The sequence below is a fragment of the Gilliamella sp. B3892 genome (genome assembly GCF_026536305.1).
Lineage (GTDB): Bacteria > Pseudomonadota > Gammaproteobacteria > Enterobacterales > Orbaceae > Gilliamella.
The window spans coordinates 46739-72942 of sequence record NZ_JAFNOK010000005.1; the positions used below are offsets into that span (position 1 = coordinate 46739).

21 protein-coding genes are annotated in these 26204 nt (G+C 36.7%); 9 read left to right on the top strand and 12 right to left on the bottom strand.

The genetic code is table 11. The features are described from left to right. Window positions 1-10 precede the first annotated feature (10 nt). Window positions 11-1420 carry an aspartate aminotransferase family protein gene (locus J3U74_RS06635; protein ID WP_267329469.1) on the bottom strand — a complete coding sequence of 470 codons (1410 nt, stop codon included), beginning with the start codon at window positions 1418-1420 and terminating at the stop codon, window positions 11-13. Between the two features lie 156 nt (window positions 1421-1576). Here J3U74_RS06635 and J3U74_RS06640 point away from each other — a divergent pair, with 156 nt between their 5' ends. The 7 genes from J3U74_RS06640 (at window position 1577) to gyrB (ending at window position 10839) form a co-directional block, all read left to right on the top strand. After that, window positions 1577-2341, top strand: a complete 765-nt coding sequence (locus J3U74_RS06640; RefSeq protein ID WP_220218711.1) for a MipA/OmpV family protein — start codon at window positions 1577-1579, stop codon at window positions 2339-2341. A gap of 125 nt (window positions 2342-2466) precedes the next feature. Next, window positions 2467-3375 (top strand): recombination-associated protein RdgC, encoded by a 909-nt coding sequence (locus tag J3U74_RS06645; protein ID WP_267329468.1) that lies wholly within the window; start codon window positions 2467-2469, stop codon window positions 3373-3375. 151 nt (window positions 3376-3526) lie between these two features. Beyond that, window positions 3527-4627 carry a porin OmpA gene (ompA, locus tag J3U74_RS06650; protein WP_220218709.1) on the top strand — a complete coding sequence of 367 codons (1101 nt, stop codon included), beginning with the start codon at window positions 3527-3529 and terminating at the stop codon, window positions 4625-4627. Window positions 4628-4787: 160 nt separating this feature from the next. Next, entirely contained in the window at window positions 4788-6143 is a 1356-nt protein-coding gene (dnaA, locus tag J3U74_RS06655; protein WP_220218708.1) for a chromosomal replication initiator protein DnaA, read from the top strand. 14 nt (window positions 6144-6157) lie between these two features. Continuing rightward, window positions 6158-7261, top strand: a complete 1104-nt coding sequence (gene dnaN / locus J3U74_RS06660) for a DNA polymerase III subunit beta (protein WP_220218707.1) — start codon at window positions 6158-6160, stop codon at window positions 7259-7261. Window positions 7262-7311: 50 nt separating this feature from the next. Next, on the top strand, window positions 7312-8385 hold the full coding sequence (gene recF / locus J3U74_RS06665; protein WP_220218706.1) for a DNA replication/repair protein RecF: 1074 nt from the start codon (window positions 7312-7314) through the stop codon (window positions 8383-8385). Window positions 8386-8427: 42 nt separating this feature from the next. After that, entirely contained in the window at window positions 8428-10839 is a 2412-nt protein-coding gene (gene gyrB, locus J3U74_RS06670) for a DNA topoisomerase (ATP-hydrolyzing) subunit B (protein ID WP_220218705.1), read from the top strand. Between the two features lie 420 nt (window positions 10840-11259). On the opposite strand, the gene J3U74_RS06675 is transcribed toward gyrB, so the two are convergent. The 9 genes from J3U74_RS06675 to gss form a co-directional block, all read right to left on the bottom strand. Beyond that, window positions 11260-11745, bottom strand: coding sequence for a hypothetical protein (locus J3U74_RS06675; RefSeq protein WP_220218703.1), 486 nt, complete (start codon window positions 11743-11745; stop codon window positions 11260-11262). A 2-nt stretch (window positions 11746-11747) separates the two neighbouring features. Beyond that, a complete protein-coding gene (locus J3U74_RS06680) occupies window positions 11748-12437 on the bottom strand; it encodes a hypothetical protein (RefSeq protein WP_220218702.1) in 690 nt (229 codons plus the stop codon). After that, window positions 12434-14053, bottom strand: coding sequence for an SUMF1/EgtB/PvdO family nonheme iron enzyme (locus tag J3U74_RS06685; RefSeq protein WP_267329467.1), 1620 nt, complete (start codon window positions 14051-14053; stop codon window positions 12434-12436). The genes J3U74_RS06680 and J3U74_RS06685 overlap by 4 nt, the downstream gene beginning before the upstream one ends. After that, a complete protein-coding gene (locus tag J3U74_RS06690) occupies window positions 14010-15233 on the bottom strand; it encodes an ABC transporter permease (RefSeq protein ID WP_267329466.1) in 1224 nt (407 codons plus the stop codon). Before J3U74_RS06690 ends, J3U74_RS06685 begins: the two co-directional genes overlap by 44 nt. Window positions 15234-15235: 2 nt before the next feature. Then, complete coding sequence (locus J3U74_RS06695) at window positions 15236-15952, bottom strand: ABC transporter ATP-binding protein (RefSeq protein WP_267329465.1); 717 nt, start codon at window positions 15950-15952, stop codon at window positions 15236-15238. Between the two features lie 2 nt (window positions 15953-15954). Further along, the gene (locus tag J3U74_RS06700; protein WP_267329464.1) at window positions 15955-17910 is read right to left on the bottom strand and encodes a vWA domain-containing protein; all 1956 of its coding nucleotides are present in this window, start codon (window positions 17908-17910) and stop codon (window positions 15955-15957) included. Between the two features lie 12 nt (window positions 17911-17922). Beyond that, a complete protein-coding gene (locus tag J3U74_RS06705; protein WP_267346918.1) occupies window positions 17923-20403 on the bottom strand; it encodes a hypothetical protein in 2481 nt (826 codons plus the stop codon). Window positions 20404-20514: 111 nt separating this feature from the next. Beyond that, window positions 20515-21339 carry a virulence factor SrfC family protein gene (locus J3U74_RS06710; RefSeq protein WP_267329637.1) on the bottom strand — a complete coding sequence of 275 codons (825 nt, stop codon included), beginning with the start codon at window positions 21337-21339 and terminating at the stop codon, window positions 20515-20517. 161 nt (window positions 21340-21500) lie between these two features. After that, window positions 21501-23396 (bottom strand): bifunctional glutathionylspermidine amidase/synthase, encoded by a 1896-nt coding sequence (gene gss / locus J3U74_RS06715; protein ID WP_220218695.1) that lies wholly within the window; start codon window positions 23394-23396, stop codon window positions 21501-21503. A 198-nt stretch (window positions 23397-23594) separates the two neighbouring features. On the opposite strand from gss, the gene ybeD reads away from it, so the two are divergent. Both ybeD and J3U74_RS06725 read left to right on the top strand, forming a co-directional pair. Next, window positions 23595-23864 (top strand): DUF493 family protein YbeD, encoded by a 270-nt coding sequence (gene ybeD / locus J3U74_RS06720; protein ID WP_294954205.1) that lies wholly within the window; start codon window positions 23595-23597, stop codon window positions 23862-23864. Window positions 23865-23930: 66 nt separating this feature from the next. Continuing rightward, the gene (locus J3U74_RS06725; protein WP_267329636.1) at window positions 23931-25208 is read left to right on the top strand and encodes a bifunctional O-acetylhomoserine aminocarboxypropyltransferase/cysteine synthase; all 1278 of its coding nucleotides are present in this window, start codon (window positions 23931-23933) and stop codon (window positions 25206-25208) included. Window positions 25209-25268: 60 nt separating this feature from the next. Here J3U74_RS06725 and adk read toward each other — a convergent pair whose 3' ends face one another. Next, on the bottom strand, window positions 25269-25913 hold the full coding sequence (adk, locus tag J3U74_RS06730; RefSeq protein ID WP_220218692.1) for an adenylate kinase: 645 nt from the start codon (window positions 25911-25913) through the stop codon (window positions 25269-25271). Window positions 25914-25951: 38 nt separating this feature from the next. Continuing rightward, complete coding sequence (locus tag J3U74_RS06735; RefSeq protein WP_220218691.1) at window positions 25952-26203, bottom strand: zinc-ribbon domain-containing protein; 252 nt, start codon at window positions 26201-26203, stop codon at window positions 25952-25954. Window position 26204 lies beyond the last annotated feature (1 nt).

A 26204-nucleotide genomic window follows, 5' to 3' on the forward strand; every position in this document is an offset into this window, starting at 1 on the left:
GATTTTATAATTAAAATTCTTTTTTCGCTCGTGTAATTAATTGATCAAGTAATTCGATACCTTGATCAATCTCTTGACGGGTAATATGTAGAGACGGTGCAAAAGTGATGACGTTTTTATAATAACCACCAATATCAAGCACTAAGCCCATTTTGTTACCTTTCCAATCAAGATCGCCTGACATACCGATATCAACCATTTTATCAACTAAAGCCTTATTAGCTGTAAAACCATCTTCAGTACAAATTTCAGCACGAAGCGCAAGACCTAAGCCATCAACTTCACCAATTTCTTTATGTTTTTTCTCAAGTGTTTTAAGACCTTCAAGGAAGTAAGCTCCACTCTCCATAACCATTTTTTCGTAATCAGTTTCAGAGGTCATTTTTAACACTTCAAGACCAACAGCCGTACCTAGTGGGTTTGAGGCAAATGTTGAATGCGTTGAACCAACAGGGAAGACTTCTGGATTAATCAACTCTTCACGAGCCCATAAACCACCTAATGGGTTTAGACCATTGGTTAATGCTTTAGCAAACACCACAACATCAGGCTTAACATCGAAATGTTCAATAGACCAAAGTTTACCTGTACGATAAAAGCCCATTTGGATCTCATCAACAACTAATAAGATACCATATTGATCTAAAACTTTTTTGAGTCCTTTAAAGTAGTTACGTGGTGGAACAATATAACCGCCGGTTGCTTGTAAAGGCTCTGCATAAAATGCTGCGTATTCTGCTTGTCCTACTTTCGGATCCCACACACCGTGATACTCTGTTTCAAATAGGCGGGCAAACTCAGCAACTAAGTGTTCGCCATATTCTTCTGCTGTCATACCTTTAGGACGACGGAACGGATAAGGGAATGGTACAAACATTGCACGATCGCCAAAATGACCATAACGACGACGATAACGATAACTTGAGGTAATAGAAGATGCCCCTAAAGTACGTCCATGGTAACCACCTTGGAAAGCAAACATTAACGATTTACCGCCAGTTGCATTACGCACAACTTTTAATGAATCTTCAATACATTGTGATCCACCAACGTTAAAATGGACTCGTCCTTGGTAACCAAAACGCTGTTCCATACCTTGGGCAATGGTTTTAGCTAATTCAATTTTAGTTGGGTGTAAATATTGGCTAGCACATTGTGGTAGGGTATCAATTTGCTTTTTAAGAACGTTATTTAAACGCTCATTAGCGTAACCAAAGTTACATGCCGAGTACCACATTTGTAAGTCAAGGTAAGGTTTACCTTCTTTGTCATACATGTAGCTACCTTCACAACCATCAAAAATCTTTGGCGGTTCAACATAGTGTACAGTATCACCAAAAGAACAATATTTTGCTTCGTCGGCAAGTAGTGTTGCATCATCAGGACGACGATTAATCATTTCTAAAGTTGGTTTACTCATAATTTATCTCACTAATCCATATTCAAACACGATAAAATGTGGCATTATTATTCAAGAAAATTGATTGTTACAATGTACATTTAATGTATAGATTGTGTGACGACAAATCACAGCTAACAAAACCATAATAATATTTGATGATAAATAGGTCAGTTTATGAGGATCAATAAATTTACTAACAAACGCTGTGTGATTGCGATATTATCCATCATTACTCTAGGCTACACTCAATTTACCTTTGCTGATCCCACTTCAATTGGTGTCGGTGTTGGTTGGTCAAATTCACCTTATAAAAGTTATAGCGCCAGTTTTTATCCGGTGCCACATATAGATTACGATAATGGTCTATTTTTTATTGATGATTTATCTGCCGGTTTTTATCTTTATAATGAGAATAACCAAAGTATTTCCCTAGGTGCCCGCTATTTATCAAATGAATTTAAACCACATGATTCAGATAATCATCGACTCAAACAACTTGATACTCGACATACAACAGTACTGGCTGAAATTGAATACTCGATCGTAACCGATTGGGGAGGCTTTTCGACCAGTATTGGGGCTGATGTGCTTAATGAAAGTAATAGCATTTTGTTTAATGCTGATTATACCGTACCTTATATACAAGGCGATTTAATTATCGCACCTACCATTGGTGTCAGTTGGGCTAATAGTAAACATAATAATTATTACTATGGTGTGTCGAATAAAGAGTCGCTCCGATCAGGTTTACATCATTTTAGTGCGAACAGCTCTTTTACACCTTATCTGGAAGTAGTAGCACAATATACATTAACCGATAATATTGCCACTTTTGGCGGCGTCCATATTGAAAAATTAACCGGTGATGCAGCAGATAGCCCAATGGTTGACAATAGTATCTTAACTTCAGTTTATATGGGGTTATCTTATAAATTTTAATCATTTTATTTTAGTTCTATTTAACTTTAACAATAAAATGATAACGACTTAATTTTTGATAAACCTTTATTTGAAACGCTTCATGTTAAAATGAATTTCACCCAAAATTTAGGAAATAGTTAAATATGCTTTGGTTTAAAAATGCCATTATTTACCAGCTTAATAGTAATAGTTTGCTTGATAAAGCTGTCATTGAAAAGGCGCTTAAATCCGCACCTTTCACGCCATGTGGCAACTTAGATACCTCTAAAACTGGTTGGGTGTCTCCTTATAATGATAATAATAATGAAGATTATATTGTTGATATGCAGGGGCATTTACTACTACGGATTAAAAAAGAGTCTAAGATTCTTCCCGCTCCGGTAATCAAACAAGCATTATTAGAAAAAATAGATAAACAAGAACAAGCGTTAAGTCGAAAATTAACCAAAAACGAAAAAGCAACACTAAAAGATGAAGTGATGATTGACTTAATGCCCAGAGCATTTAGCAAATATAATCATTATTGGCTTTGGATTGATACGCATAATAAACGAATCATTATCGACTGTAGTAGTTTCAAGCAAGCAGAAGATATTCTAGCCATTTTGCGTAAACAATTAGGGGCGTTGGCACTAACACCATTATCTATTGATACCCCTCTTGAGCAAGTAATGACAACTTGGGTTAAAGAAAAACTCAACTTCGCTCCATTTTTATTAGGCGATCAAGCCGAATTAAAAGATCCGCTGGAAGGAAACGGCATTATCAGTTGTAAAAATCAAGATATTACCAGTGATGAAATGCTTGTTCACTTTGAATCGGGAAAATGGATATCTAAAATCAAAATCATTGATGAACGAGGCGTTAATTTTATCGTTAATAGTGATTTAACTTTGAAGCGAATCAAATTTGACTCAGCTATTTTAGATGAAAATGAAGATATCGGATCTGATGAAATGGATAAACGACTCGAAGCTGATTTTTTCATTATGGCTAATACGTTAGCAAATACAATTAACGATTTTTATATTACAATTAATCAAATAATTTAACGATAAGATAATATCTTTTTAACACATTAGTATCTTTTGTTATGGATTTGTATATTATATGTGCTATAATCGATATTAGATTATGTGTATCATAATTAAATAAAAACAAATTAAACAACGTCTATTACAACATAATAAGTTGAGGCAAAAAATGAAAAAAACAACTCTAGCTCTAGCAATTGCTGTTGCAAGTTTAACTGCTACTGCAGCTAATGCAGCATATGAAGATAACACTTTTTATACAGGTGCTAAATTAGGTTGGTCAGAACTTTACAGATTAGATGCGAACAAAGTTCGTGCATTTGATGATACTGGTATCAAAACTTCTAACCGCAGCAATGTTGCTGGTGGTGCATTCCTTGGTTTCCAAGCTAACCCATACTTAGCATTTGAATTAGGTTACGACTGGTTAGGTTCTGCTAAATATAAAAGATCTTACAACCGTACAGGTAATGGCCATGCTGCTGGTAACAGCAAAATCAATGCACAAGGCGTATCTTTAACTGGTAAATTAAGCTACCCATTATCATTCATCTCTGATGATTTTGATATCTACGGTCGTGCAGGTGCAATGGTAACTATCGCTAAATGGAAAAATGGCGGCGATGTTAAAGATGTTTATGGTCGTGGCGGTACAAAAACTGACGTATCTCCAGTTTATGCGTTAGGTCTTGACTATCGTCTTGATGAAAACTTCTCTACTCGTTTAGAGTACCAATATGTTCAACATATTCATACTAAAACTGACGCATCGCCAGACGCTGGTACTGTTAGCTTAGGTATTACTTACCGTTTAGCTTCTCCTGCTGTTGCGGCACCAGTTGAAATCAAAACTGAAGTAAATCGTTATGTATTAAATGAAGACGTTCTATTTGCTTACGCTAAAGCTGACTTAAAAGCAGAAGGTCGTCAAGCATTAGATAATCTATTAGCTACTTTAGTGAAAATTAATCCATCTCAAAGTGCTATCGTTGTAATTGGTCACACTGACCGTATCGGTTCAGAACATTACAACCAAAAATTATCTGAACAACGCGCTCACTCTGTAATGAAATATTTAGTTGCTAGAGGCGTTCCTGCAGAAATCATCAGTGCACGTGGTATGGGTAAATCTCAACCAGTTACTGGTACTAAATGTAATGCACTTCGTGGCGCTGAATTAAAAGCATGTTTAGCACCAGATCGTCGTGTTGAAATCGAAGTTAAAGCACGTAACGTTCAAGAAGTTCAAGTAACTAATACAACAAATTAATTTTTGTTTATTTCTCAAAAACCCGGTTTTCACCGGGTTTTTTGTTCCGCTATTGTTGTTAGCAACTAAATAATATCTTACCTTTGATCTATAATTTATCCACAAAACAGATTATAATTATTACCAACGTTGTTAGTAATATAAAGTTAAAGGAGTTACTGTGCCTACCGCTATTTGGCAAGATTGTCTTTCTCAATTACAAGAAGAGCTTCCTACAACGGAATTCAACTTATGGATACGCCCGTTGCAAGCGGAAATGGTCGATGACAAACTTTATATTTATGCACCTAATAGATTTGTGTTAGATTGGGTAAAAAATAAATACCTATCTGCTATTTCTCAACTATTAAATAAACTTTTTGATAATGATTCACTGAAATTATATCTTGAAGTTGGATCGACTTTATCTTTAGAGAAAAAATCTCAACAAAGCAAACCTAAAACCGATATTGTTCCGGCATGGAAAACAACGAAAGAAACGAACAATCACACTTATCATTCCGGTATTAACCATAAGCATACTTTTAGTAGCTTTGTAGAAGGTAAATCAAACCAACTTGCCGTTGCGGCAGCTAAACAGGTTGCTGAAAATCCGGGGAAAGCTTATAACCCGCTATTTTTATATGGTTCAACCGGTTTAGGAAAAACCCATTTATTGCATGCAGTTGGTAATCAAATCATGGATGAAAAAATGAATGCCAAAGTTGTTTACATGCATTCAGAACGTTTCGTTCAAGATATGGTAAAAGCATTGCAAAATAATGCTATTGAAGAGTTTAAAAATTATTACCGTTCAGTTGATGCTTTACTCATTGATGATATTCAATTCTTTGCTAATAAAGAACGTTCTCAGGAAGAATTTTTTCATACCTTTAATTCATTATTAGAAGGTAATCAACAAATTATTTTAACATCTGACCGTTACCCGAAAGAAATTAATGGCGTTGAAGATCGTTTAAAATCACGCTTTGGCTGGGGATTAACTATTGCCATTGAACCGCCAGAACTTGAAACTCGCGTTGCTATTTTAATGAAAAAAGCAGAAGAGAATAAAATAAAATTACCAGAAGAAGTGGCTTTTTTTATAGCTAAACGATTACGTTCTAACGTGCGTGAATTAGAAGGCGCGCTTAACCGGGTCATAGCGAATGCAAATTTTACTGGTAAATCAATTACCATTGATTTTGTAAAAGATGCTTTAAAAGATTTACTTGCCTTGCAAGAAAAATTGATTACTATTGAAAATATTCAAAAAACGGTGGCTGAGTATTATAAAATCAAAGTTTCAGATTTATTATCTAAACGCCGTTCTCGCTCAGTTGCCAGACCTAGACAAGTGGCAATGGCTCTTGCTAAAGAATTAACCAATAAAAGCCTCCCTGAAATTGGAGATGGATTTGGTGGAAGAGATCATACCACGGTACTACATGCATGCCGTAAAATTGCCGATTTAAAAGAAGAAAGCAATGATATTAAAGAGGATTATTCCAATTTAATTCGAACATTATCAACTTAACAAGAATAAACACTATGAAATTTATTATAGAACGAGAAAAACTGATTAAGCCATTGCAACTTGTTAGTGCACCACTAAGCAGTCGACCAACATTACCCATTTTGGGCAATTTATTACTACAAGTCAGTGACAATACATTATCAATGACAGGTACTGACCTTGAAATAGAGATGATAGCGCATTTACCGTTAACACAAGCATGTGAACCGGGTGCAACAACAGTGCCAGCAAGAAAGTTTCTCGATATCTGTCGTAATCTTCCCAATGATGCTCAGATTTCGATCAGTGTTGATGATAATCGATTAATAATCCAGTCTGGTCGGAGTAAATTTTCTTTAGCAACTTTGCCGGCGAGTGATTTTCCAAATTTAGAAAATTGGCAAAGTGATGTTGATATTTCTGTTCCACAAAAAACGATAAAACGTCTCATCGATGCTGTTCAATTTTCAATGGCAAATCAAGATGTGCGATATTATTTAAATGGAATGCTATTTGAAATTGAAGACGGGTTATTAAAATCTGTTGCCACCGATGGTCACCGATTAGCAGTTTGTGCACAACCTGTTGGGCAAAATATTACTGAAACTTGCTCGGTGATATTACCTCGAAAAGGGGTTATTGAACTGGCGAAATTGGTAAGTGATAGCGACGATCCGATTAATATGCAAATTGGTAACAATAATCTGCGTGTCAATCTTGGTGATTTTACTTTTACCTCTAAGCTGATTGACGGTAGATTTCCTGATTATAAACGTGTATTGCCACGTAACCCCGATAAACCACTTGAAGTTTCCTGTGATGAGCTGAGAAACGCATTGTCTCGTGTGGCAATTTTATCCAACGAGAAATTCCGTGGGATTCGATTATATGTACACAATAATCAAATAAAAATTACTGCTAATAATCCGGAGCAAGAGGAAGCTGAAGAAGTCATTGATGTAAAATATGAGTCCTCAGAGCTTGAAATTGGCTTCAATGTGACCTATTTATTAGATATATTAAATACTTTGAAATGTGATAGCGTACAACTGCTATTCACCGATGCAACATCAAGCGTGCAAATTGAAGATATTAATAATCAATCTGCAACTTATGTTGTGATGCCAATGCGCTTATAACATACGCCTATTCAACTTCCGGCTTCGGCCGGAGATTGTATTTTAATCCTATGACTCTTGCACAAATTAATATTCACCATTTCCGTAACATTAGCCACGCTCAATTATCTTTATCTCGCCATTTTAACTATGTGGTAGGTGATAATGGTAGTGGTAAAACTAGCCTACTTGAAGCGATTTACATGTTAGGTCATGGACGTGCATTTAGGCATATACAATCAAATCGAATTATACAACACGAACAACCAGAGCTGGTGTTATATAGCCAATTAGAATCATTAAATCAGCAATGTCGTACAATAGGATTGGCAAAAGCTCGTAACAATGAAAACAAGATAAAAATTGATGGCGATGAAGGCTTTCGGTTAACTGATTTAGCAAAATTATTACCCATTCAGCTCATTACGCCGGAAGGTTTTGATTTGTTAACAGGCGGCCCTAAATATCGACGTTCATTTCTTGATTGGGGGTGTTTTCATCATTATCCGGAGTTTGTCCAGCTTTGGAATAATTTGAAACGTCTGTTTAAACAACGTAATGCATTATTAAAACAATCCCAAAACTATAATCAACTGTTACCTTGGGATAAACAATTAGTCCCCATCGCTGAAAAAATAAGTGAAATTCGAGCTGACTATGCTGAAAATATTTTCCCTGAAATTATAAAAACCACGAAAGACTTTCTACCTGAGTATGAACTTAACTGTTCATACTATCAAGGTTGGGAGTATGGTGTAGATTATGCAGAGATATTACAAAGACAATTTGAACGAGATAAATTGCTTAATTATACCTCGCTAGGTCCACATAAAGCCGATATCAAATTACGTGTTGATAATATACCGGTTGAAGATCTTCTATCACGAGGCCAATTAAAATTGTTAATGTGTGCCTTACGTTTGTCACAAGGTGAGTATTACACTAAACAAACAAACCAATCATGTATTTACCTGATTGATGACTTTGCTTCCGAACTGGATAAAAATAAACGTAACTTATTGGCAAAACGTTTAAAATCAGCCCATTCACAAGTTTTTATCACGGCTGTCAGTGAAGAGCAAATTAGCCACATGATTGATGAAAATGATAAGATTTTTCACATAAAATCTGGTATAATTTCATAAATATACGAAATGATAAAAGAAATTAAATAGGTCGAGAAATCCATGTCTAACTCTTATGATTCATCTAGCATTAAAGTGCTTAAAGGACTTGATGCAGTCCGAAAACGTCCTGGTATGTATATTGGAGACACCGATGATGGAACAGGCCTTCATCATATGGTTTTTGAAGTAGTTGATAACGCCATTGACGAAGCATTAGCAGGATATTGTAACCATATCGAAGTAATCATTCATCCCGATAACTCTGTGTCGGTACGTGATGATGGGCGTGGTATTCCTACTGGAATACATGAAGAAGAAGGAATTTCTGCTGCCGAAGTGATTATGACCGTGTTACATGCAGGCGGTAAGTTTGATGATAATTCCTATAAAGTATCTGGTGGTTTGCATGGCGTTGGTGTTTCAGTGGTAAATGCACTATCCGATAAATTAGAACTCGTGATTTACCGTGAAGGAAAAATTCATAAACAAACCTATCATTTAGGTGTTCCGCAAGAACCCCTTAAAGTCATAGGTGAGACAACTGAATCGGGTACATACGTTCGTTTCTGGCCAAGTCCACAGACATTTACCAATATTGAATTTGTCTATGAGCATTTAGCGAAACGGCTGCGTGAACTTTCATTCTTAAATTCCGGTGTTTCAATTAAACTGATTGATGAACGCACAGGTAAAAGCGAACATTACCACTATGAAGGTGGTATTCAAGCTTTTGTTGAATACTTGAATAAGAATAAAAACCCGATTCATCCCAAAATTTTCTATTTTAGTACTGAAAAAGACGGGATTGGCGTTGAAATTGCCTTGCAGTGGAATGATGGTTATCAAGAAAATATCTACTGCTTTACCAATAATATTCCACAACGAGATGGCGGTACGCATTTAGCTGGTTTTCGTGGTGCAATGACACGTACCTTAAATAACTATATGGAAAGTGAAGGATATAGTAAAAAAGCTAAAATCAGTGCAACCGGTGACGATGCTCGTGAAGGTTTGATTGCGGTAGTATCGGTAAAAGTACCTGATCCTAAGTTTTCATCACAAACCAAAGATAAACTCGTTTCATCTGAAGTTAAATCAGCGGTTGAATCTGTTATGGGTGAAAAACTGTCTGAGTATCTGCTGGAAAACCCAACTGATGCTAAAATTGTTGTTGGTAAGATCATCGACGCAGCAAGAGCACGTGAAGCGGCACGAAAAGCACGTGAAATGACACGCCGTAAAGGTGCATTAGATTTAGGTGGTTTACCGGGTAAACTTGCTGATTGCCAAGAAAAAGACCCTGCCTTATCTGAACTGTATCTGGTGGAAGGGGACTCTGCGGGCGGCTCGGCAAAACAGGGGCGTAACCGCAAAAACCAAGCGATTTTACCGTTAAAAGGAAAAATCCTAAATGTAGAAAAAGCCCGTTTTGATAAGATGCTCTCTTCTCAGGAAGTGGCAACCTTAATCACGGCATTAGGCTGTGGAATTGGTCGTGATGAATATAATCCGGATAAAATGCGTTATCACAGTATCATCATCATGACTGATGCCGACGTTGACGGATCACATATCCGAACACTACTGTTAACATTCTTCTATCGTCAAATGCCAGAAATTATCGAACGTGGGTATGTATATATTGCTCAACCACCACTATATAAAGTGAAAAAAGGTAAGCAAGAACAATATATTAAAGATGATGATGCCATGACGCAATTCCAAATTGCTTTGGCGCTTGAAGATGCATCATTGCATGTTAATGATCATGCACCGGCATTGGCAGGAGAAGCATTAGAAAGACTGATTGCTGAATATCAAAAAGTTGAAAAATTAATCACCAAAATGGAACGTCGTTATCCTAAAGCATTACTTGCTGAATTGGTGTATCAAGATGTATTAGACGAAAACATTTTGCAGGATCAGCAAAAAGCTGAACATTGGGTAACAACCATTGTTGAAAAGTTAACAAATAAAGAGCAACACGGTAGTAGTTATTCGTACTCAGTGCAGTACAATGATAAAACACAACTATATGTGCCAATCATTAAAGTCAGAACACACGGTGTTGATACTAACTATGCGCTCGATCAAGTCTTCATTCATAGTAATGAATATCGTAATATCTGCCATTTAGGTAAGCAACTAAAAGATTTACTTGAAGATAGTGCATTTATTCAAAGAGGCGAACGCAAACAACCTGTTAGCTCTTTTGAAGAAGCTGTAGATTGGCTAATCAAAGAATCGCGTCGAGGATTAACTATCCAACGTTATAAAGGTCTGGGTGAAATGAATCCGGAACAATTATGGGAAACGACAATGGATCCGACCAGCCGTCGCATGTTGCAAGTCACCATAAAAGATGCGATAGAAGCGGATCAGTTGTTCACCACCTTAATGGGTGATGAAGTTGAACCTCGTCGAATGTTTATTGAAGAAAATGCATTAAAAGCGGCTAATTTAGACTTCTAAAAGCATTTCAATACAGCATTTAACACCAAAAAACCAGACTTAATGTCTGGTTTTTTATTGTTAAAATCTCAGATAATTTTATTGCCCAAAATTCGACAATAATCCTAGATACCTATAATTTTCTTATATACTGAAAGTTTCTACTGGCAAACATGCCAACTAGTTTACAACGTGACAAGGCTGATTTTGGTGTTTATGGGGTAATACCATGGCAATATATCGATAATAACTAATATATCGCCATGTTTAAGATAGGAAAAGCTCATTCAGTTAAATATGGTTTGAATAATAGCAACAAGAAAATATTAATCGAATAAAAACACTTTGTTTCCCATTATGATGATCTTTATTTCTTATTATTCACTCATTGATCATAGTTAACTTCCCGTTTTTACTTCACTAATTTATCAAACTAAATCATTATATATTTAATGCTTTTTGTAATTGTTGAAGTTTTTTATGTAATTTTTCCAACTCAATTTGCTTTTCAAGTTCTGAGCCATATGAACTATTCACTTTTTTAATGAGTTGCTGTTCAATATCGTTAACTTGAGCTTGCAAATCATCACGACCTTTTGCCTTTTGTTTCACTTCATCAGTTAACTGAGATACCTCAGTTTCCAATTTTTGCTGGAGTGACCGTCTTTGTTTTATCGTTAATGAAGTATCATTTTTCTGTTTCTCAATAATGGCATAAATCTGTCTAAACTGACGATTAGCTCTTTTTTCATTCTCTAGAATTTGCACTTTTCGATCAACTCGAGCTTGATAATTGCCCGAATTATGACAACCCATTTTATGGAAAAAACTAATGTCTTCATTAGTTGGATCACATTGTTCAACTGTAGTTGAACAACCAGTTAAAAATATAAACGGACAAAGTAATAACAGATATCTTTTTTTCATAATTAACTTACCTTAACTGCTGAGCGCTGTTTAGACACAATATTTATTTGATTTTCAAGTACTGCAATTTGTTTATTTAATTGATTGATTTGTTTATCAAGTTGAGAGACATTGACACCAGCTTGTTTTTCTTCAGAAGATACTGTCACCCAATCTCTTTCGATTTTTTTCATACGTTGTAACTTATCGTTTAGATAAGTAATATTGGCATCAATTTGGGTCAAATCATTTTCAGCCTGTTTTTTATTTACCGTATCGTTTTTAATTTGATTTCTTAATGCGTTAAGTGTCATCAAATTCTTGTCTAATACTGCTTTAGCTACTTGTGTCACAGCTTGCACCTCGTAAGTATCTTTCTGAATATCTTGAATATAGATATCAAGACGCGCTTCAGTATTAGCATAGTCTGCGCGTTTAGAGTCAAGATAATAATTTACGCCCATCGCTAAACCACAACTTACAGCCGCAGAAGCGACACAAGTACCAGCTCTACCACCTAGTAACAAACAACCAACACCACCTATACCTGCACCGACTGCACAAGCTTGCCATGCAGATTTACTAAAAAATTTAGCTGTATGACTTTTAGTCAATGCGGGATCAACATTTCGAGTATTTACACCACCAACACCTTGACATCCAGCTAAAACAAGAGATACACATAAACTAAGGACTACTAAAATTTTATTCATCGTTTGTTTCCTTTTATTTCATTACAAGTTTGTAGCCAAGCTGTTCGCTCAACTTTTCCTGATTCAATATATTCGTTGATGTGTTTGAAATAGAGCGCCAAATAGTCGCTCATATTTGCTTTTCCACTATTCTCAAGAATAAATTGAGTCGATTTGGATTGATCGTTGATTGTTTTTTTCTCGTAGTTCGAGGCTGTGTTAACAATGGTGTCGGAATAGTATTTCAAGATAAAATCCCGAGCACTTTTGGACTCATCAACAACCTGTTTTAAATTTTCCAACTTCACTTTTGAACACATATTATCGTCATTCAAAGTATTAGTCTCGTTTGCATCACAAACTTCATTGACCATTGTTTCATAGAGATTATTATTATATTCGTACTTACTATGTAAATCAGATACATTGGCACATAAAAAGGCACCGAGTTGCAAAGCAGATTGAATAGAGCGATCACGTTGCTCATCACGGGCTTGATTAGCACTCCTTAAAAGTATATTGAGTTGATTTAATTCTTGTTTAGTTTTCTCATCCTCAACTTGTTTAGTGATTTTTTCAAGCTCATTAACTACATTGCCATTTTGGTTATTATTTGTTTCGTTACCTAGTTCGTTCCATTCTTTTTCAAGCTCTTTGATTTTTTCATTCGAACTCATCACATTTGTGGTATAGACTAAACGGATCCCAACATCCTTACTTTTATAGGCAGTTTTATCATCATAAAAAGGTTTCTCAATACGAAAATAACTGGTAATTGATGATTCCGGTGTCAAATAGCTACCACCACGAACAATGATGCCACCTTGCTGACCATGATAACGATCCAATTTATTCATTTTAAATGAATCAAACATCATTTCGTGTACATTACCTAAGATATCATAAAGATCTAAAGGGTTAGGCTCAAGCCGACCTATAAGCTGTAATTTTCCATTGGCTGACTTAGATCCGGAAAACCAGGCATAACTTTCAACATTAGTGGTCATCGGGAATCGTGATTCACGAAATTCTGATTCCGTCACTTTCGCTCCTCCCCGTGCGGCATATTCCCACTCGGTGTTACTAGGTAAACGGACATAGCCGTTAGGTAAACCCTTTTCATTCAACTTAGCAGCGTTTTCAATCAACCAGCGATTATATTTATCGGTAAAAGCGACTGCATCAAACCAGCTAATATCTGTAATAGGAAAAGAAAGATTGATCTTAGGTTTTGGGCAGGTATCATTCATTACCGATTGATATTGTAATGCGGTAATCTCATACTTACCTATTAAATAATAACGCTCTTTACCGGAATCTGAAAAACTGCCTGCAATATAGTTTGGTGTTGCATACTCAGCAAAACCAAGCTCTTTTTGATTACTGCCCAAAATAATTTTGACATCATCTAACGGCTTGTTTGTTGGTGTAAATACCTTTTTCATTACCAAACTACCGTCACAAGGCATTGGTAAAATAACATCATCTTTTGCTGGTTTAGGGTTATAGAATTTTTCATCCCAAGCTTGAGCATAACCGAAGGACGGAAATAAGCTTATTGCAGCCAAACCCCAACTAGCAAATCTGAGACTGTTAGGCTTCACGTAAGCTTTCTGCTGGTTGAATTTTAACAGCACGACGCCCTCCTATAACCACAACGGTACTTGAAATGAGTAAAGTCAATAAAAATGCAAAAATAAAATGGTAAAATTGTAATTGACTCACAACAGATTGTGAAACCAAATTTTCACCTAAAACTAAATTGAACGCATAATTTCCTGCCATAAAAAGTATGCAGGACAGAATAAAAGCTAAACAACTAAGCATCATAGCTTGATTGAGTAGATAAAGCATAATATCTCGGGAGCGAAAACCAAGTAATCGCATAAAAGCAATATCTTTACGCTTCCGTTCAATATTGGATAAAAACGAGCCGGTAAATGATAAAACACATCCAAATACGGCTGTCATTGCAATCACACTAAAAATAAAATTAAGTACGCGATCAATTGCTTGCATATTTTCAATTGCTTTAGCTTGAGTGCGAGTATCAATATTCTTTTCTCGTAATTTAAATGCTAATGGTGCAACATTCTCAAGTGCTTTAGCATATATTCGGGCACGAGCAAAGGAAGTATGAGAGGGAGGGTTAATATTTCCTTTAGATGTTATAAAAACATTACTGACATAACCATCATAATAGTTTTCCATTTCTATTAGTAAATCTAATGTAACAAATGCGGCTGCTCGGCTGTAATTAATTTCGGGAATAATACCAATAACTTCTAATTCTGCAATGCCTTTCTCCAGCTTCCCGTCTAGCTGTCGGGTAATTACCATTTTCACACGATTCCCAACGTCTACCTGCATTTTTTCGGCAGATAATGAACTCAATAAAATTTGATTTTTGTCATTGAGTAACGGTAAATTTTCGGTTATTGGATCGCCCTTCGCAGTGGGAATAACTTCGGCATTATTAACAAAATGACTGGCATCTTTCATTAAGTCTGCTTGTGTATTTAATGAACGTGTCAATGGAATCACAAAAGCGGTCTCTGGTTGTTTCTCTATCCATTGAAACATTTCATTATCGAGTTGTAAATTACCCACAATTTTTACTTCTAAATTTTGCGGATCATTAAGTAATTGTTGTCTAAGTTGTGAAACAATGCCATATTTTAAACTAAATAGTAATAGTAACGGTGTGATGACCGATATTACCGACGCAATAATACAAAATGAAACTTTTTTGTCGTACCATAAGTCTGCCAAGGATAAACGAGCGATAAAAAGCCATTTTGAAAACGTTTTAATCATTTTTACGCCCTATCCTGTAATGGCAGAAAAACGGATGATTGCGGAGAAGTTAACTTAGCTGATAAAGTATAAAGCCCTTTATTTGCTATTCGTTTCCAATCATGCGTAACAATCATTGCTGCAATATTATCTTGCAAAGCCTGTTCAATAATTAATTCAAAAAGCAAATTAGCATTATAAGGATCTAACGCTGACGTTGGTTCATCTGCCAGTAATAACGCAGGTTTATGAATAATAGAACGAATAAAAGAAGCACGTTGTCTTTCACCAATAGAGAGCTGATTAGGATACTTATTGATTAAATGTGCAATATTAAGCTTCTGCACTAAGTAATCAAAGCGTTGGTTATCAACGCTTTTTTGTAATAACTTAAAGGACATTAATATATTGTCACGAACGGTCAAAAATGGCAGCAATCCACCTGTTTGCAACATAAAACCTAAATAGTGAGCTCGTATATCGGCTAATTGCTCCCATTTATCATGCTTAATTAATTTAGCAATATCAATATCGTTATCCCCTACTAGCAGGTTGTAGCAACCCACTTCGGCAGGTTTTAGAATCATACCCACCATTTCAAGTAAGGTGCTTTTTCCAGCACCACTATCACCCTGAATAACCACAACTTGACCCGCGTTAACTCTCAGTTGTGGCAGGCAAACACTAAAAAAGGATTTGCCGGTTGTTCTTGAAATGGACAATTGATTAATGACTAACATTTTTACGGTAACATTTCTAATGGAATAGGATAAACATTTTCACGCGGATCACTTCCTTCGGATAATGAGATCCAGCGATCGACATCGGCATTACATTTTTGATAATAACGAATCTTACTGTTTAAATTCCGGATAAATTTTTCTTGTTCAAGCCCACTCATACTTTTCCAAGCATCTTGATCAAGTCCCGTTACGTCACTTTTATAAGGAATATTATCCAAATATTCACCTAATAAACCTAAATCAGCAATTTTAGTCACAGAATCAGATTTTAACTTACTTGGATCTTGCCCCATAGCCGCTGCAACAGAACGAAGTTGGGAAAACATATCATCGGCAGAAATCAAACCATCATTGGCGGCATTAGCAATCTTGCTAACAACATCACTTAAATCACTTAGTTGCGATTTGGTTAACAAAATGCGTGGCTCTGCTGTCGGAATGGTTGGTTTAACAAAGTCTTTATCAGCAATCCAAGCCTTGAAAACTGTTGGGGCTTTAGCGCCTTTAGTATCCCCAAGATATGCAAGCTGCATGGCTTTACTTAATAATAAAGCATCTTTGATCATATCAGCATTTTCATCTTTTGAATTCAATGCGCTTCCAACGGAAACCTCACCTTTATAAGCAAGTTTCACTTGTGTGGATAATGCTTCGGCTAATAAATCAACCTTCTGACCAAATTGTTGTACATTACCAGCATTAACCGGATAATAGAGTGATTTATGGATGAAATCGTTAAAAGTTAAATCAGAGTATTGCGCTTTAGCAATAGGATGATCTTTTATACCATTTGCTGTTTTGAGATGTAAAGCATAGATAGCAACACCTTTATGTTGCGCTTCAAGTCGCAATTGAGCGGCATCCATTTTCGTACTTGATAGTTTATCGTCGCCTGGAATAGCGCTAGCATCAGTAATTAAAATTATATAACGGGCGCTAAAGTTATCCCAATTAATCTCATTTAAAGCTTGATTTATACCTGCAAATGCATCTTCGGCAAAATAAGCCGTTGAAACTTTAGCTTGTTTAAGTGAGGCGCTTGCTTTTAGAAAGCTATCTTTACTCTTAACTTGATTAGGATCGACAAAAATTTTAGAAACAAATTCAAGTTTTTTGGAAGTTTTTAAACTCGATCTAAAAGAAACCAGACCGAATTTAACTTGATCTTGTAAATGTTCTTTTTCAATTTTCTTATAAACCCGCTTAACCGCTTCTCTAGTGCGAGAAATATAGGGATCCATTGAAATCGTTGAATCTATCACAAATACAATTGCCGCATTAAAAGGGGTTTGATTGCTAGCCTTATCATTAGATTGAGAATTTGATGATCTTTTTTTAACTAGCTCATCTTGTTTGCTCAGTGAAGCAACTTCTAATACTCGTTCATAAAACCCTTGCCCATTCATAACTTCCTCACCTTGTAAAATCGGTAATAAATAGAAGTTACTTTTGAAATCGACATACTCTTTAGGCTCTTGTGCAAGCACTTGTGATACTGATTTATTACTTTTGAGTGCATCACGAATAGGTTTTAATAGCGTTTCGGGATTTTCAGCATCGACAATTTTAGTTAGATCTGCTTTATCTTTAAAAAATAATAAAGGTTCACGATCAACCGGATTAGTAAATACTAAAGTCATTTGCATATTCCAATCGATAGCACATGAATCATTAATCCAACCGATTGTTTTACCGAATGAATCCGGACCTACTTTTAGCCATTTCTGATTATTTTCATATTTACGCTCATAAACATAGTAACGCGAAAAAGCCGGAACAGATTTACCTTTAGAATCGGTGAAATTACTCTTTAATTGGCAGCTTGGCGTACTTAACACACGCTGATACAAGGTTGTTTTACCAGCCTGTTTAAGTGGCTCTGCTGCAAATCCCAATAGAGGAAAACACGTTAAACCTATTGTAAAAAAGAGTTTGGAAATATCTATTTTATTCATTTTTGCTCCTTACTATTTCTGCAATTGAGATAAACGATCTTTAACAAACTCGCTATTTGGATCATTAATTAAAGATGTTTCATACCAATAAATGGCTGCTTCTTTATCGGCTTTGAAGCATTTATTCGCTTTATAAAATTTTTCGTCATACTCTTTTGCATACAGCAGAGCAATTTTAGTATTTTTTTGCGCCTTATTTGCATATAAGCGCTGCGCGATATTACATTTTCCTGCATTTTTAGCTTCAGTAATTATCTCAATAATTGCATCTATATCGGGTTTAGTCTGTAAACATTGTTGAATAAACGTTAAATCATCACTTGTTGCATTTTTTAAACTACATTTACTGCTGATTTTGGAATCCGGTTCTACCGGTTTCGTCGGTGCTGTTGGCGTTGACGCTACTGGTTTCGTCGGCTCTACCGAATTCGTCGGTGCCGTTGACGTTGACGCTACTGGTTTCGTCGGTTCTACCGGTTTCGTCGGTGCCGTTGGCGTTGACGCTACTGGTTTCGTCGGCTCTACCGGTTTCGTCGGTGCCGTTGGCGTTGACGCTACTGGTTTCATCGGCTCTACCGGTTTCGTCGGTGCCGTTGGCGTTGACGCTACTGGTTTTGTCGGCTCTACCGAATTCGTCGGTGCCGTTGGCGTTGACTCTACTGGTTTTGTCGGTGCTGTTGGCGTTGACGCTACTGGTTTTGTCGGCTCTACCGGTTTCGTCGGTGCCGTTGGCGTTGACGCTACTGGTTTCGTCGGCTCTACCGAATTCGTCGGTGCCGTTGACGTTGACGCTACTGGTTTCGTCGGCTCTGGTTTCGTATCAGACTCTACCGGTTTCTTCTGCTCTACTTTTGGCTCTGGCTTCGTATCAGATCCTGCCGGTTTCTTCTGCTCTACTTTTGGCTCCGGCTTTATTGATACCGTCGGCTCTGGCTTCGTATCAGATCCTGCCGGTTTCTTCTGCTCTACTTTTGGCTCCGGTTTTACTAATGCCGCAGGCTCTGGCTTCGCATCAGACTCTACCGGTTTCTTCTGCTCTACCTTTGGCTCCGGTTTTACTAATTCCGCAGGCTCTGGCTTCGCATCAGATTCTACAGGCTTTTTCTGCTCTACTTTTGGCTCCGGTTTTACTGACGCCGTCGGCTCTGGCTTTGCATCCGACTCTACCGGCTTTTTCTGCTCTACTTTTGGCTCCGGTTTTACTGATGCCGTCGGCTCTGGCTTCGTATCAGACTCTGCCGGTTTTTTCTGCTCTACTTTTGGCTCCGGTTTTACTGATGCAGTCGGCTCTGGCTTCGTATCAGATTCTACCGGCTTTTTCTGCTCTACTTTTGGCTCCGGCTTTATTGATACCGTCGACTCTGGCTTGGCATCCGACTCTACCGGCTTTTTCTGCTCTACTTTTGGCTCCGGTTTTACTAATGCCGCAGGCTCTGGCTTCGCATCAGATTCTACAGGCTTTTTCTGCTCTACTTTTGGCTCCGGTTTTACTAATGCCGCCTGCTCTGGCTTCGCATCAGACTCTACCGGCTTTTTCTGCTCTACTTTTGGCTCCGGTTTTACTGATGCCGTCGGCTCTGGCTTCGCATCAGACTCTACCGGTTTTTTCTGCTCTACTTTTGGCTCCGGTTTTACTGATGCCGCCTGCTCTGGCTTCGCATCAGACTCTACCGGTTTCTTCTGCTCTACTTTTGGCTCTGGTTTTACTGATGCCGTCGGCTCTGGCTTCGTATCAGACTCTGCCGGTTTTTTCTGCTCTACTTTTGGCTCTGGTTTTACCGACTCTTGTTGTGTTTGCAACGTTTGCTCTGTTTCATTTTTGAAGATCATAAAATACCATGTTGCAAAAGCGGCACCACCAAACATCATAAGAATAAAAAATAGAATAAAAATTATTCCCAAACGGCTTTTTTTCTTAACAGTCTTTAAGTTCTGTCCTTTCTTTTCTTCAGGTTTTTGCGGATCTTGTACCGTTTCGTCTTCAGATGTAGACTCGTCGTGTTCAGCAACTGTTTCATTTTGAGAATCAATATTCGGCTCTTCAATGAATGCTGATTCATTTTCACTAGCCGATTCTTTTACAGACTCTGACGCTTGTTGCATGTCTACTTGCTCATCGTCGGGTAATGTATCTTGCATACTCGATGCTGTTGAAGGACTGACTGTTTCTGAAAAATTGATTACACCGCCACAAACACAATTTACATTTTGTTTATCACGGATTTGCATTGAAAATTGAATCTGACCTTCTTGGGATAATAATGAATCAATCAACCATTCATCAATTTGACCTATTAATTGTTCATTATCTAGTGTGATCTTTTCAATTGTATGCCAACACTCTTCTGGGCCCCATTGATTGTGTTCCAATAGATAATAGTTATCCTGAGCTCGTTGTATTAGTATCTCAACATCAGAACTACCAATCCATTCATGTACTAAAAACTTAATACTATCGGGGTTATCTCCAATTAATTCAATGCGTAATGCCATGATATCCTCTACCTTATACTCAAAAATTTATGAGCTTTATTTATTTAATTTATGAAGTAGAAAAATGCCTTTCGCTCAAAAGACGTTGTTACTTCAATTTTATTATTTATTTTAAAGAATATGATACTGCTCGAAACAATTCACAATTTTATCTGATTGGTGATTGTTTTCTTGATTGATTTCGCAATCTCTATAATGTGCTATGTTTGTATTCACAAATGTAATAAGCCGATTTAATATTGCATTCTGAGAATAATTTCTAGTTATATTGTTTAATCCTATTAATGAATGCGTTACTTGAATATTAAATTCACCGTTTGGTGAAGAAAAAATCGGTTTATTATTATTTAATCTTTTTATAAATTTATCACTTGCTCGATTTTTAACAAAAACATACCAAACAATAAAATCTGCTAATAAAGTATGGGCAGTACCAGCTTGTCTGAACGCCATATCGTCACGTTTACGGCTTGTATAATTGTTTTTGAAAAGCCCAAGGGTTAAATTTGCTTGGATCTTCATACTACCAATAGCAGTAATGAGTTGTTTCACTATAAAAGAAAGCGATTTTATAAACTTTGAGTGGATTGATAATCGGGTGGAGGGTTTGACTGTTAGCGATGATTTAGATTGAGAAAAGAATTTAGAATCTACTTTTAATCTTAATTTATTGAGGATATTAAGAGCGGTTTTTAGTTTTTCACTGACCGAACTGCAAGCAATATCGTTGTTACTTGCATCAGAAGGTGTGTACCAATCAATCCTATTGGCTATAGCATTTTTTTGCAAAATAGCTAAATCATTGGCATATTGCTTACCAATTTTTAGTTTAAATATTTCACAATTTTGCACGCCAACAAGATAGAAGGCTGTTCTATCATGTTCTAGCTTTTTGAAACATTTGATATCACTACTTCTGAGCAATGCACTTGCCATATGTTCCTTTCTATTCCCTATGTATTATTTCTTATTAATTTTTAATTTTTAATTTTTATTAATTTTTTAATAATTATATTATTATTGATTATTATATTATTTTATATATTAAAGCTAAGTTTAACAGAAAATACTATTAATGTAATCGATATCATCAATTTTTAATTATTCTTTTTGGCAACTTGTTTTAAAAATTCCTCATCGGTTAATACTCGTAATGGTTGCATATCACTTTCACCTCGTATCACTAAAGAAGGATCGGAGCGCAAGCAGGCGCCACCATAATGTCCTCCAACAGTGAAGGTACAAACCTGTAGATAGCGATCATCAACTTTTGGTAAGCACCATAGTTCTTGATAAATATTCTCTTGCTTAGCAAATTTACCAACCGTTTTATCAAGGATTTGCTCTTTACTGCTAACTAATTCAATATCACTACCTCGGCGACCAGCAATTGGCTTAATAGCATAACCTTTTTTAATTAGATCATCATTGAGCTCAAACGTTGATTCTAACAAGTAACGATGATGAGGAAATAAAGACCATAACACAGGTAATATCGCTTTATTACTTGGGATCACAGTCCATAAAGGTTCAAAAACAGATACTTCGGGACGTAACAAAACATCAATTAGTCTCACAGCATTTTCAGGATGCCAAGTACGAATAGGCAATCCGGCAACTTGTGCTTCACTTTCTTGACGCAGTTGCTCTAAAACAGTTTCCCATGCCCATGTTTTCCATACGCAAGTAACTTGACGATCTTCATCATCAACCAATCTACCTTGTTTATCCCATTTTAAACCAGTAAGGCCACGTAAAATTTTACTCTCAAAACCAGCTTGCGTTAGCGCTTTTTGCATAAATAATGCATGATAATTCTCTTCACTATCATTATCTTGCATGATATGAACAAAGGCTTGAGCATCACTATGTTTCCAACAGTTTGCTAAAGAATTGAGCAAGCCAGCACTTGGATTCACACCAACATTTAGTTCAGCTTGTATTGCCCAATTTTGTAATATTTGCCCGGCTTCAGTATGGCACGATGCAGAGTCTGCATTATATTCATAAACTTTAAAACCTCGTTCATCCATACAAAAATCTAAACGACCGGTTATCATTTGATAACGCCGTTGTTGCCAAGAGAGTCTTAACCTTGGCCAGAGAATTTCCGGTACATTAAAATTGAGTAATAATTTATCATCTTTTAAAACTTTATCAGTAGCATGTAAATACATTAAATGCAGTTCATTGGTTGCGCGAATAAGTTCTTGCTCAGCACTTTCTGAAATAGTGAAGTAACGATAATGGTCATCATGGCTAATAGCATGCCCGGCAGCTAGCACATATGCACTCTCGAGCGGGTCAAGCTCATTTAACCACTTCTTATCAAATTGACCTTTGTTTTTAATATGTACACTATGAATAGCAAGTAATGGCGCTGGAACATTAGGTTGAGGTAAACTGTGTTGGTTTTTTTCGGTTTGAATCATCCACCCTAAAATAGTGGTATCGTCAAAGGTGTCATGAATATAATAACCTTGATCGTTAACGGTCATCTTTAATTCACGTGTCCATTGTTGGCCAATTGGTAAACGTGTGTGAATTACATTTTGTTCAGCAATGCGGATTTTATCTTCGAACACTTCAGTAATAATGGCAACATGTCCTGTTCTATCAAACACGCCACCATCATCCCATATAAGCAAAGAGCCAGCTTCTGGCATTTTTTTGCTACCGTTAGCAAATGCTTGCAAAGGTAAGATGGCTTCATTGATAACTTGGCGAAGAAAACGCAAGGAGAAAATTTCGTGAGCCATACCTACATCGGTAAACACAATACCATAATTGAGAAATAAAAACCGTCTGGCAAATTCAACACATTGCCACTTGTATCCCATATATTCGTGACCGGAATAACTACGAAATGAGGCATCATTAGGGTATTGGCAAGGATCTAATGTTTCATAATCAGATGAATAAATCGCAACGCCACCAGGCGCATAACCTAATAATGTTCCAAAAGGCTCTTTAATAGTAGACTGGGATGACATATTTTTTGACCTTTTTAATTGAAAGCAAGCCACAGTTAGCAAGCTGTGTTAGAATTTTATTATCATAGATCAAATTATAACCTTTAAAAAGAAATGTTTATTTCTCATCACTTGAAGAATAATAAAGAGGCTATATATGAGCTATTATAATTAGTAATACCAATTAAAACAGTTAGATTAAATGAGAATAATAAAATGATGCAACAAAAGACCAAATTAAATGAATTATTAGAATTTCCATGCTCTTTTACTTATAAAGTCATGGGAGAAGCAAAACCTGAACTTGTTGATAAAGTAGTGAGTGTGATTCAAAAACATGCTCCCGGGGATTATACACCTTCTATAAAACCGAGTAGTAAAGGTAATTATCATTCAGTTTCTATTACTATTAATGCAACACATATTGATCAAGTCGAGAATTTATATAAAGAATTAGGTGAAATTGATATTGTGAGAATGGTTTTATAACGCTTTACATTTTTATCATTTTTTGCACAAAATAGAGCCTTATTGTTTTACTTTTGAGGCTCTACCATGAAACCAGAAACGATCGCTCTTCACGCAGGCTATACGCCAGAACCAACAACCCATGCTGTTGCGGTACCAATTTATCAAACAACCTCTTATGCTTTTGATGATACTCAGCATGGTGCTGATTTATTTGATTTAAAAGTTGCGGGTAATATTTACACACGAATTACCAATCCCACGAATGCTGTACTTGAAGCTCGCATAGCTGCCCTTGAAGGAGGCATTGGCGCACTAGCTGTCGCATCGGGCATGGCTGCCATTACTTATGCCATTCAAGCGATCACTTTTGCGGGTGAAAATATTGTATCGGTTTCTAAATTATACGGTGGAACCTATAATTTACTGGCACACACTTTACCTAATTTTGGTATTACCACAAAATTCGCACCACATGATGATCTTCAAGCACTAGAACAACAGATTGATGATAAAACAAAAGCCATATATTGCGAAAGTATCGGTAATCCAGCGGGTAATCTTGTTGACTTAGCAGCACTTGCAGATATTGCACACCGTCATGGGATCCCTTTGATTGTTGATAATACTGTCGCCAGTCCGGCGCTTTGCCGTCCGTTTGAATTTGGTGCTGATATTGTTGTCCATTCATTAACTAAATATATCGGTGGGCACGGTAATAGCCTTGGTGGCATGATAGTGGATTCAGGTAAGTTCCCATGGAAAAAATACACTGATAGATACCCGATGCTTAACCAACCTGATCCATCTTATCATGGGGTCGCTTATACCGAAACTTTTGGTGATGCAGCTTATATTGCTCGATGCCGAGTGATACCATTACGAAATATGGGGGCGGCACTTTCACCATTTAATACATTTTTATTGTTGCAAGGGCTTGAAACGCTTTCTTTACGTATGGAGCGCCATTGTCAAAATAGCCTCAAAGTTGCACAGTATCTCCAATCTCATCCACAAGTTGAATGGGTCAATTATGCCGGTTTGAGTGATCATGCTGAACATGCTTTAGCACTAAAACAGATGGATAATGGACTACCAGCAGGTATTTTATCTTTTGGTATTAAAGGGGGTAAGCAAGCCGGAGCTAAATTCATTGATGCATTGAAGTTAATTATTCGCTTAGTCAATATTGGCGACACCCGATCATTAGCCTGTCATCCGGCATCTACTACACATCGTCAACTTAACGATGAAGAGCTACATAAAGCTGGCGTAAGCCAAGAGATGATTCGTTTGTCTATTGGCATCGAACACATCGATGATATTATTGCCGATCTAGCGCAAGCTCTTACTGCCGCGAAATAATTCAAAGCACAAAAAAAGCGAAATAATCTATCCTATCTCGCTTTTTTTAATTAAAACTAATTAACCTAAAATTTTAATTAATTCGTTGGTTACATCTGCCACCGGTTGAGTACCATCTACACGGAAATATTTGGTACGCCCTTCTTTAGCTTCATGTTGATAGTAGTTAATAAGTGGTTTAGTTAAATCATGATATTCAACTAAACGTTTACGTACAATCTCTTCATCATCATCTTTTCGGGTGGTTAATGGTTCACCAGTGATATCATCAATATCTTCAACTTTTGGTGGGTTGTGACGCACATGGTAAACACGACCTGAAGGCGCATGAATTCGACGCCCGCTCATTCTATCGATGATAACTGAATCCGGTACATCAAATTCCAGCACATAATCAACATTAATACCGGCAGCTTTCATAGCGTCAGCTTGTGGTACAGTACGCGGGAAACCATCTAATAAAAAGCCATTTACACAATCACTTTCAGCAATGCGCTCTTTTACTAATGCAATAACAAGTTCATCGGTAACAAGCTTACCGGCATCCATTAGCTCTTTTGCTTGTAATCCCAGTGGAGTTCCTGCTTTTACTGCTGCACGTAGCATATCCCCGGTTGAAATTTGTGGAATGCCATATTTTTTCATAATAAATTGTGCTTGGGTTCCTTTCCCTGCCCCTGGTGCTCCTAATAAAATAATTCGCATAAACTAACCTCGTATGGCTCTAATAAAAATAGATTGTTCTATTCTGGTAAATAATGAAATATCACCTTACTGCTGGATATTAAACCGTCAGTAGGACAAATGTAATTGATTGCGCCACAGCCTTTAATCATTTGTAGATTTTGTTGGCAAATTGGACATATATACTGTTCAAGATAGTGCGTCTTACAACTAGGACAATCATAATGCTGAGGTGATAATACACTCATTTTATTATGACATTTTGGACAAAACCCTTCTTTTCCACTATCAACTGTGACTTTTTTTGGCATA